Consider the following 9785-nt stretch of genomic DNA (forward strand, 5'->3'; position numbering starts at 1 on the left):
GTGTGCGCCAAAGGTCGGCGAGAGTCGGATTGGAATGAAGCGGAAGAAAGGAAAAGTTTTGCTTGTCGGGGCGGAGTGGGACGAAGAAGCCGCTGTCTGGGTGGCGACATCCGATTCTGCCCCAGGACGGGCGACGGAATCGGCGAGTTCGGATAAGCTTTCCGCCAAGCTGACTGCAATGGTGTCCCATGATGCCGATGCGGTTGATCCAGATACGGCGGGTATACAGGCTCATCATGACGGCTTTCCTCACAGACCTTCCGAGCCCATGCTGCGGCTGATGAGCCAGCGCGAAATCGCCAGCACGACAAAGGTGATGATGAACAGCACCAGGCCCAGCGCAAACAGGGAGGCGATATGCAGGCCGGGGTCCGCCTCGCCGAATTCGTTGGCCAGCGTGGAAGCAATCGAGGTACCGGGTGCAAACAGGCTGCCGTTGATGCGGTTGGCGTTGCCGATCACGAAGGTGACGGCCATCGTCTCGCCCAGTGCGCGCCCCAGCCCCAGCATGATGCCCCCGATGACACCGACACGCGTGTAGGGCAGCACGACGTTGCGCACCACTTCCCAGGTGGTGCAGCCGATGCCGTAGGCCGACTCCTTCAGCACATGCGGCACGGTTTCGAACACGTCGCGCATCACCGAAGCAATAAAAGGGATGACCATCAGCGCCAGCACGATACTGGCAGTGAGAATGCCGACCCCGATGGGAGGACCGGAGAACCAGCCGCCGATGACCGGAACATCGCCCAGTAATTCCTGCAACGGGGGCTGGATGTATTCGGCAAACAGGGGGGCGAACACGAACAACCCCCAAATGCCGTAGACGATGGAGGGAATGCCTGCCAGCAATTCGATCGCGGTGCCCAGCGGGCGGCGCAGCCAGACCGGGCAGGTTTCGGTCAGGAACAAGGCGATACCGAAACTGATCGGCACGGCAATCAACAGCGCCAGCACGGACGTCACCACCGTGCCGTAAATGGCTGCCAGCGCGCCGTACTGGTCGTCCGGCACGCTCCAGATGTTGGTCCAAAGGAAAGCCGGGCCGAATGCCTGAAGGGTAGGCCAGGCTTCGAGGGTAAGCGACACCAGAATACCCACCAGCGCCGCCAGAACGATAAAGGCGAAAAACTGGGTGGAATAATGGAAAAATTTGTCCTGTAACCGGAATCGGCTGACCTGCTGGGCATGCAGGTCGATTCCGGCGGGTGCGCTGGGCTCGCTCACGGTGGGGTGCCTATCGGTTTGATTTTTTATCTGCCAAAGCAGCCGCCGCAAGGCAGCTGCTTTGGTAGAGCGCCGGGGGCGGCACGCCGCCCCCGGCCAATCATCAAATCAGTCAATCCGGATGTCTTACTTGATGTTTTTCATTTCCGCTTCGACCATCTTCACGACATTGGGCGGCAACGCCACAAAGCCCAGCTCTTCAGCCATTTTCTGACCATTGTTCAAGGACCAGGTGAAGAAGTCGACTACGCCTTTCTGCTTGCCGGCATCGGCGCCTTTTTCATACGCCAGGACATACGTGGCCGTGGTGATGGGCCAGGCGTTCTTGTGCGACTGGTCGAGCAGGTCGGGCGCCATGCCGCGGACCTTGAAGTCGGCCCCCGCTGCCGCGTCGGCCACTGCCGCCTGATTCGGCACGATATAGCTGCCGGAACGGTTCTTCAGCGCAATGAAATCCATCTTGTTTTTCATCGCATCGGCGATGTCCACATAGCCGATCGCACCCTTGATCTTCTGCACGTTGGCAGCGACCCCCGGGTTGCCCTTGCCTCCCACTCCATTGGCAGGCCAGTTCACCGTGTTGCCAGCGCCGACTTCACGCATGAAGGCCGTCGACTGCTTGGCCAGATAGTGGGTAAAGGCATAGGTGGTGCCCGAACCGTCGGAACGATGCGACACGGTGATGGCCAGATTCGGCAGCGTCACGCCGGGGTTCAGCTTGGCGATGGCGGGGTCGTTCCACTTGGTGATGGCGCCGCGGAAAATGTTGGCGGCGGTGATGCCGTCCAGCTTCAGCTTGCCGGAATCGATACCGGGAACGTTCATGACGATGGTGACGCCCCCCATCACGGTCGGGACCTGCACCAGCTTGGCGGCATCCAGGTCGGCTTCCTTGACCGGCGCGTCGGTACCGCCGAAGTCGACAGTCTTGGCCTTGACCTGCTTGACGCCGCCCGACGAGCCGATGCCCTGATAGTTGACCTTGTTGCCGGTGGCGGCCCGATAGGCTTCAGCCCATTTGGTGTAAACGGCATAAGGGAAGGTTGCACCCGCGCCGGTGATGTCGGCGGCCAGCGCGCCGACCGAGAAAGCCAGACCCATGGCCGCGGCCAGAGTGCCTTGAGCCAGCTTGTTGAGTGTACGCATGTATATCTCCGGTAGTAGTTGACGTTGCCGCATGGGCGACGTCGCCATACTAACGGGCGAATATTACAGATATATTTCAAGGCAGGAAATCACCCGGCCGCTGCGGCGGTCCTCACGGCAGCGGCTATGGTTTCGGCCGTATGCCTGACCAGATCGGCATCCCGCCCTTCCACCATCACACGGATCAGCGGCTCGGTACCGGACGCGCGCAGGACGACCCGGCCGCTGCCGGCCAGGGCAGCCTCCGCCTCCGCGACCGACGCACCGACCGCAGGCACGGCATCCAGCTTGAAACCTTTGGCTACCGGCACGTTGATCATCTCCTGGGGATAGGTTTCCAGGTCTGTGGTGAGCGCATCCAGCGTCTCGCCCGACTCGCGCAGTGCGCGCAGCACCTGCAGCGCCGAAACGATACCGTCGCCCGTGGTGTGTTTATCCAGGCAAAGGATATGCCCCGAGGTCTCGCCGCCCAGCGTCCAGCCGTTCGCCTGCAAGCGTTCCAGCACATAGCGGTCACCCACCTTGGCGCGCTCGAACGGAATCCGGATGCGGGCCAGAGCATGTTCGGTGCCGAGATTGGTCATCAACGTGCCCACCACGCCGCCCTTCATGTAGCCGGTCTGGATACGATGGCGCGCGATGACATAAACCAGCTGATCGCCATCGTATATCCGCCCCTTCGCGTCGGCCATCATCAGGCGGTCGCCATCGCCGTCGAGTGCAATGCCGAGATCCGCACCTTGCGTACGCACCGCGTCCGCCAGCGCCGAAGTGTGCGTGGCGCCGCACTTTTCGTTGATGTTGTAGCCGTTCGGCTCGTTGCCGATGGCAATCACTTCGGCGCCCAGTTCGTGCAGCACATGCGGCGCAACGTGATAGGTCGCGCCGTGCGCGCAGTCGACCACGATCCGCATGCCGCGCAAATCGAGGTGATTGGGAAAGGTGCTCTTGCAAAACTCGATATAACGCGCCGCGGCATCCTCGATCCGGCGGGCACGCCCCAACTGGCGCGCCTCGACCGTCACGATCGGGTGATCGAGCCGCGCCTCGATCGCTTTCTCCACGCTGTCCGGCAATTTCTGCCCGCTGGCGGAAAAGAACTTGATGCCGTTGTCTTCGAACGGATTGTGCGATGCCGAGATCACTACCCCAGCCTGCAGACGCAGCGCGCGCGTCAGGTAGGCCACCGCGGGCGTCGGCATCGGCCCGGTCATCAGCACATTCACGCCGGCGGCGGTCAGGCCGGCTTCCAGCGCGGCTTCCAGCATGTAGCCGGAAATACGGGTGTCCTTGCCGATCAGCACGGTCGGATGCTGGTTCGGTGGCAGGCTGCCGCGGTCGGCCACCAGCACCTGCCCGGCGGCGTAGCCCAGATGCATCACGAACTCCGGCGTGATGGGCGACTCGCCCACCCTGCCGCGCACCCCATCGGTGCCGAAATACTTACGTCCCATCCTGTTGTTCCTCCACTGCATTCCAGATGGCCAGCGCATCGCGCATGGCCGCCACATCGTGTACCCGGAGCAAGCGCGCACCACGTGCGACGGCAGCCAGATGCGCCGCCACGCCGGCAAATTCGCGTCGATCGACTGCACGCCCGGTCAGGGCGCCGAGCATCGATTTGCGCGACAGCCCCGCCAGCACCGGCAAGCCAAGTTCGGCGAGACGATCGAGGTGACGCAACAGCGCCAGGTTGTGTTCGAGCGCCTTGCCGAAGCCGAAGCCGGGGTCGATCACCAGCCGCTCGCGGGAAATGCCCGCCGCCTCGCATGCCGCCACTCTATCCGCCAGGAATTGCTTTACTTCGACCACCACGTCGGCATACGCGGGCGCCTGCTGCATCGACTGGGGATCGCCCTGCATGTGCATCAGGCACACTGCCGCATCCGACGCCGCAACGGCGTCCAGCGCGCTTGGCGCGCCCAGGGCCATCACGTCGTTGACCATCGCTGCACCCGCACTCAGCGCGGCCCGCATCACTTCGGGTTTCGTGGTATCGACCGACACCACGCAGCCACGGCCCGCCAGCGCCTCGACCACCGGCACCACGCGGCGGAGTTCATCCGCCACCGGCACCTTCGCCGCGCCGGGGCGGGTCGACTCCCCACCGACATCAAGGATATCGGCGCCCTCCTCCTGCAGCTTGAGCGCGTGACCGATCGCAGCCTGCGCATCGGCCAGGCGCCCGCCGTCCGAAAACGAATCGGGCGTGACGTTGACGATACCCATGACGATGGGCCTTGCCAGGGAGAGACGGTGCGGACCGGCGTGGAGGACGAACATGAAAAGAGAGGGGCCAAAGCCCCTCTATTGTAGTGGTTGTTGCCGGACCGGCGTTCAGGTTTCCTGCGCCGGCTGCGCGGTCGGCGCCGGGGCGCTCGGCTTGTCGCCGCCGCTCGCCGGCGGCTGCGGAGCACCTGCCGGCTTCGGCGGACGCACCGGACGGCCCGCCATGATGTCGGCGATCTGCTCGGCGTCGATGGTTTCGTACTCCAGCAGCGCAGACGTCATCGCCTCGACCTTGTCGCGGCTTTCGGTGAGGATTTTTTTGGCCAGCGCATACTGCTCGTCCAGAATGCGGCGGATTTCGGCGTCGACCTTCTGCATCGTCGCTTCGCTCATGTTCTTGTGCGTGGTCACCGAACGCCCGAGGAACACCTCGCCTTCGTTTTCGCCGTACACCATCGGGCCCAGCGCTTCGGACATGCCGTAGCGGGTCACCATGTCGCGCGCGATGCTGGTGGCGCGCTCGAAGTCGTTGGAAGCGCCGGTCGAGATGCTGCCGACGAAAATCTCTTCTGCCACCCGGCCGCCGAACAGCATGCTGATCTGCGACAGCATCTCGTCCTTGTACAGGCTGAATCGGTCCACTTCCGGCAGCGACATGGTCACGCCCAGGGCGCGGCCGCGCGGGATCACGGTGACTTTGTGCACCGGATCGCAGCCCGGCAGGGTCATGCCGATCACCGCGTGGCCCGACTCGTGGTAGGCGGTTTTCTTCTTGTCCTCGGGCGTGATCACCATGGACTTGCGCTCGGCACCCATGAGTATCTTGTCCTTGGCCTTCTCGAAATCCTCCATGTCAACCAGGCGCTTGTTGCCGCGCGCAGCGAACAGGGCAGCCTCGTTGACCAGGTTGGCGAGGTCGGCGCCGGACATGCCGGGGGTGCCGCGCGCCAGAATGTCGGCCCGCACGTCGGGGGCGAGCGGTACCTTGCGCATGTGCACCAGCAGGATCTGTTCGCGGCCGCGGATGTCGGGCAGACCCACCACCACCTGACGGTCGAAGCGGCCCGGACGCAGCAAGGCCGGGTCGAGCACGTCGGGGCGGTTGGTCGCAGCGATGACGATGACGCCGGTGGTCGCCTCGAAGCCGTCCATTTCCACCAGCAACTGGTTCAAGGTCTGCTCGCGCTCGTCGTTGCCGCCGCCGAGGCCGGCGCCGCGCTGGCGGCCGACCGCATCGATCTCGTCGATGAAGATGATGCAGGGCGAATTCTTCTTCGCCTGCTCGAACATGTCGCGCACGCGCGCAGCACCCACGCCGACGAACATTTCGACGAAGTCCGACCCCGAGATGCTGAAGAACGGCACCTTGGCCTCGCCCGAAATCGAGCGCGCCAGCAAGGTCTTGCCGGTTCCCGGCGGCCCCACCATCAGCACGCCGCGCGGAATATGCCCGCCCAGCTTCTGGAATTTGGTCGGGTCCTTCAGGAAGTCCACCAGTTCCGCCACGTCTTCCTTGGCCTCGTCGCAGCCCGCCACATCGGCAAAGGTCACCGGATTGGCGTTTTCGTCGAGCAGGCGCGCCCGGCTCTTGCCGAACGAGAACGCCCCGCCCCGCCCGCCGCCCTGCATCTGGCGCATGAAGAAGATCCACACGCCGATCAGCAGCAGCATCGGGAACCAGGAAATGAACAGGCTCATCAGGAACGACGGCTGTTCCTCAGGCTTGGCCTCGACCGAGACGCCGTTTTTCAGCAGGTCGGAGACCATCCACGGATCGCTCGGCGCATAGCTGGTGAAACGCTGGCCGTCGCTGCGCTCGCCCTTGAGCACGTTGCCTTCTATCACCACCTTGGAGATCTGCTGCTGGCGCACCTCTTCGATGAATTGCGAGTAGGGCATCTGCTTCTGGGCAGTGCGCTGAGCGCCGAACTGGTTGAATACCGTCATCAGGACGACGGCAATGATCAACCAGACGGCGATGTTTTTGGACAGATTGTTCACGTTTACTCCTCGGTGCTGAATGCAGCACCTTTAGACTCATTCTAAACCCTATTTTGCAGGCATGCCACGGCAGCCTTGCAACCCGCTATCCCGTGCTGCAACCGGGCGACGTCCCAGCAGATAGACCTCGGTGCTGCGATCACGCGAGGCGTCGGGTTTGCGGATCAGCACCTGCTCGAATGCCTGCCGCATCCGGGCCCTGAAATCCTCAAAACCAACGCCCTGGAATACTTTGACGAGGAAACAGCCCTCTGGTTTCAGCCAGTCTGCCGCAAATTCGAGTGCCAGTTCGCACAATTCGTAATGCCGCGCCTGGTCTGCCAGCATCACCCCGCTGATATTGGGTGCCATATCGCTCAATACAAGGTCAACCTGCCCGGATTGCAACTTTTCTTCCAGCCAGGCCAGCGCCGTCGGCTCGGTGAAATCGCCTTCCAGGCTGTCGACGCCGGGCATCGACGCCACCGGCAGCAGATCGATCGCCAGCACCCTGCCCTGCCGCTTCATTTTCTGCACCGCCACCTGGCACCAACTGCCGGGCGCGGCGCCCAGATCCACCACCGTCATGCCGGGGCGCAGCAGATGGTCGCGAGCGTCGATTTCCAGCAATTTATAGGCGGCGCGCGAGCGGTAGCCGTCCTGCTGCGCCTTTTTGACGTAAGGATCCGTCACGTGCTCGTGCATCCAGGCACTGCCCGATTTGGTCCGCTTGGGTTTCTGCGCCATGTCTATCGGCTCTATCGGCTACAATCCGCGCTCATTTGAAGGAACAAGCATGAAAGCACTCGCGCCCGCACAGCGGCAATTTCTGAAAGGGCTGGCACACACGCGCCAACCGGTGGTCATGATCGGCAACCAGGGTTTGACGGCTGCCGTATTGAAGGAAGTCGATCACGCACTGGCTGCGCACGAACTGATCAAGATCAAGGCCGCCAGCAGCGAATCGGCGATGCGCCGCAACTGGCTGGAGGAAATCTGCGCCGCCACCGGCGCCGCGCCAGTGCAGCAAATCGGCAAGGTGCTGGTGATTTATCGCGCCGCAGCCAAGCCCGTCATCGTCCTGCCGGGCTGATTGCTGCCCGACGGGGTTTATCGCGCCAGCCCCGAACGCCAGACCAGCAACAGCCCCAGCGCGCTCTGGATCAAATACAGAATGCTGGACACACCGTGCCAGCGCGAAAAACGGTCGGCAAACACACTTTGCATCACGGCGTGCGGCATGGCCTGATCCTTCAGGCTCTGCATGATGGGCTGGATGCCGAAATGGCCCGCCAGCGTCAACGCCAGCATGACAGCGATCACCCAGAAAAACAGGGTTTTCAACGCCGCGCCGCCGTCGCGCACAATGCGGTAGAGCATCAGATAGGCCGCAGCAGCGATACCGATCCACGCCATCACTTCAAACAGCTTGCCGGCCAGCACCCCGGCCAGCTGCTTGTCGCCGAGGCTGGCAAACAGCACGGGCGCCGCGACGTAGCCGATCGCCCAGATGCCGCCGATCCACAGCACCAGCATCGTCCCGGCGAGGCCGTCCCAGAAACGCCGCATTATATGTATTGCACGTCCAGCACTTCGTACTGGCGGAGGCCACCCGGCGCCTGCACGTCCACGCTGTCGCCCGCATACTTGCCGATCAGCGCGCGCGCGATGGGCGACGACACGGAAATCTTGCTCTGCTTGATGTCGGCCTCGTCGTCGCCGACGATCTGGTAAACCACGCTGTCGCCGGATTCGGCGTCTTCCAGTTCAACCGTTGCGCCGAAGACGATGCGGCCATCCGCATCGAGGGTGGTGGGGTCGATGATCTGCGCATTCGCCAGCTTGCCTTCGAGGTCGGCAATACGCCCTTCGATGAAGCCCTGCTTTTCCTTGGCGGCGTCGTACTCGGCGTTTTCAGACAGGTCGCCCTGCGCGCGTGCCTCGGCGATTGCCTGGATCACAGCGGGACGCTCCACGCTTTTCAGATGTTGCAACTCGGCGCGCAGCTTTTCGGCGCCAACCACGGTGAGGGGAAATTTGTTCACAGTCTTGCCTTATTGGTTCCCTGCAGGCGCTGATGCAGCGCCTGCAGGGAATACACCTTGAGTTCGTTGCCATGCTGCATGCCCATGCAGGCGGCGCGCGCACCGGCCAGGGTGGTGAAGTACACCACCCGGCGCGCCAGCGCTTCGGCGCGGATGGCGTAGGAATCCTTCACCGCCTTTTTGTCTTCGACTACGTTGACGATGAAATCGATATCGCCGTTCTTGATCATGTCGACGATGTGCGGGCGGCCTTCCTTGACCTTGTTGACGATCGCCACCGGAATCCCTGCCGACTCGATCGCCTGGGCAGTGCCGCGCGTGGCGACCAGGTTGAAGCCGAGATCGCGCAGCGCCTGCGCCACCTCGACGATGGCATCGCGGTCGCCCGAGCGCACGCTGACGAAGGCGCGGCCACCCGGCTTCGGCAGTTCGGAGCTCGACGCCAGTTGCGACTTGACGAAAGCCTCACCGAAGTTGTCGCCCACCCCCATGACCTCGCCGGTCGATTTCATTTCCGGGCCGAGGATGGTGTCGACGCCGGGGAACTTGCGGAACGGGAATACCGCTTCCTTCACCGAAAAATACGGCGGGATGATCTCTTTTTCGAACGCCTGCGACTTCAGCGAAATACCCGCCATCGCGCGCGCGGCGATCTTCGCCAGCGGCGCGCCGATGGCCTTGGACACATAGGGCACGGTGCGCGACGCACGCGGGTTCACCTCCAGCACGTACACCGTATCCCCCTGGATCGCGAACTGCACGTTCATCAGGCCGACCACTTTCAAGGCCTTCGCCATCGCCACGGTCTGGCGGCGCAGCTCGTCCTGGATCTCATTCGACAGGCTGTACGGCGGCAGCGAACAGGCCGAATCGCCCGAATGCACGCCGGCCTGCTCGATGTGCTGCATGATGCCGCCGATCACCACCTGCTCGCCGTCGGACAATGCGTCGACGTCGACCTCGATGGCGTCGTTGAGAAAACGGTCGAGCAGCACCGGCGACTTGTTCGACACCTTGACCGCCTCGGTCATGTAGCGCCGCAGGTCGGCCTCCTCGCGCACGATTTCCATGGCGCGGCCACCCAGCACGTAGCTCGGGCGCACCACCAGCGGGTAGCCGATTTCCTCGGCCATGCGGATGGCGCTGTCGGGGTTGCGC

10 protein-coding genes and 1 pseudogene are annotated in these 9785 nt (G+C 63.3%); 2 read left to right on the top strand and 9 right to left on the bottom strand.

Annotated features, from left to right (window positions below; all coding sequences use genetic code 11):
• Nucleotides 1-34: 34 nt before the first annotated feature.
• Nucleotides 35-127 (top strand): annotated as a pseudogene (locus Q0L94_RS17945) (DUF1902 domain-containing protein); the annotation flags it as partial.
• A 122-nt stretch (nt 128-249) separates the two neighbouring features.
• On the opposite strand, the gene pstC reads toward Q0L94_RS17945, so the two are convergent.
• From pstC to Q0L94_RS14000, 6 genes are all read right to left on the bottom strand, one after another.
• Nucleotides 250-1227, bottom strand: a complete 978-nt coding sequence (gene pstC / locus Q0L94_RS13975; protein ID WP_296754227.1) for a phosphate ABC transporter permease subunit PstC — start codon at nt 1225-1227, stop codon at nt 250-252.
• Between the two features lie 126 nt (nt 1228-1353).
• Nucleotides 1354-2373, bottom strand: coding sequence for a phosphate ABC transporter substrate-binding protein PstS (gene pstS, locus Q0L94_RS13980; RefSeq protein WP_296754229.1), 1020 nt, complete (start codon nt 2371-2373; stop codon nt 1354-1356).
• Between the two features lie 89 nt (nt 2374-2462).
• Nucleotides 2463-3827, bottom strand: a complete 1365-nt coding sequence (glmM, locus tag Q0L94_RS13985; protein ID WP_296754232.1) for a phosphoglucosamine mutase — start codon at nt 3825-3827, stop codon at nt 2463-2465.
• A complete protein-coding gene (gene folP / locus Q0L94_RS13990) occupies nt 3817-4656 on the bottom strand; it encodes a dihydropteroate synthase (RefSeq protein WP_296754234.1) in 840 nt (279 codons plus the stop codon). The genes glmM and folP overlap by 11 nt, the downstream gene beginning before the upstream one ends.
• A gap of 54 nt (nt 4657-4710) precedes the next feature.
• Nucleotides 4711-6603, bottom strand: a complete 1893-nt coding sequence (ftsH, locus tag Q0L94_RS13995) for an ATP-dependent zinc metalloprotease FtsH (protein WP_296754237.1) — start codon at nt 6601-6603, stop codon at nt 4711-4713.
• 48 nt (nt 6604-6651) lie between these two features.
• Complete coding sequence (locus Q0L94_RS14000) at nt 6652-7329, bottom strand: RlmE family RNA methyltransferase (protein ID WP_296754240.1); 678 nt, start codon at nt 7327-7329, stop codon at nt 6652-6654.
• A gap of 49 nt (nt 7330-7378) precedes the next feature.
• Between Q0L94_RS14000 and Q0L94_RS14005 the strand changes: the two genes are divergently transcribed.
• Complete coding sequence (locus tag Q0L94_RS14005; protein ID WP_296754243.1) at nt 7379-7675, top strand: YhbY family RNA-binding protein; 297 nt, start codon at nt 7379-7381, stop codon at nt 7673-7675.
• A gap of 17 nt (nt 7676-7692) precedes the next feature.
• Here Q0L94_RS14005 and Q0L94_RS14010 read toward each other — a convergent pair whose 3' ends face one another.
• From Q0L94_RS14010 to Q0L94_RS14020, 3 genes are all read right to left on the bottom strand, one after another.
• Nucleotides 7693-8151 (bottom strand): DUF4149 domain-containing protein, encoded by a 459-nt coding sequence (locus Q0L94_RS14010; RefSeq protein ID WP_296754246.1) that lies wholly within the window; start codon nt 8149-8151, stop codon nt 7693-7695.
• On the bottom strand, nt 8151-8627 hold the full coding sequence (gene greA, locus Q0L94_RS14015) for a transcription elongation factor GreA (protein ID WP_296754248.1): 477 nt from the start codon (nt 8625-8627) through the stop codon (nt 8151-8153). The genes Q0L94_RS14010 and greA overlap by 1 nt, the downstream gene beginning before the upstream one ends.
• Nucleotides 8624-9785: ATP-grasp domain-containing protein (locus tag Q0L94_RS14020; protein WP_296754251.1), on the bottom strand; the 1162-nt coding region annotated here is incomplete at its 5' end. The genes Q0L94_RS14020 and greA, both read right to left, overlap by 4 nt.

The sequence above is a fragment of the Thiobacillus sp. genome, assembly GCF_024708915.1.

Bases quoted from the DNA above. Each gene is read 5' to 3' on its own strand.
- Q0L94_RS14005 (WP_296754243.1), top strand. From the start codon at position 7,379: ATGAAAGCACTCGCGCCCGCACAGCGGCAATTTCTGAAAGGGCTGGCA.
- Q0L94_RS14000 (WP_296754240.1), bottom strand. From the start codon at position 7,329: ATGGCGCAGAAACCCAAGCGGACCAAATCGGGCAGTGCCTGGATGCAC.
- Q0L94_RS14010 (WP_296754246.1), bottom strand. From the start codon at position 8,151: ATGCGGCGTTTCTGGGACGGCCTCGCCGGGACGATGCTGGTGCTGTGG.
- folP (WP_296754234.1), bottom strand. From the start codon at position 4,656: ATGTTCGTCCTCCACGCCGGTCCGCACCGTCTCTCCCTGGCAAGGCCC.
- glmM (WP_296754232.1), bottom strand. From the start codon at position 3,827: ATGGGACGTAAGTATTTCGGCACCGATGGGGTGCGCGGCAGGGTGGGC.
- pstS (WP_296754229.1), bottom strand. From the start codon at position 2,373: ATGCGTACACTCAACAAGCTGGCTCAAGGCACTCTGGCCGCGGCCATG.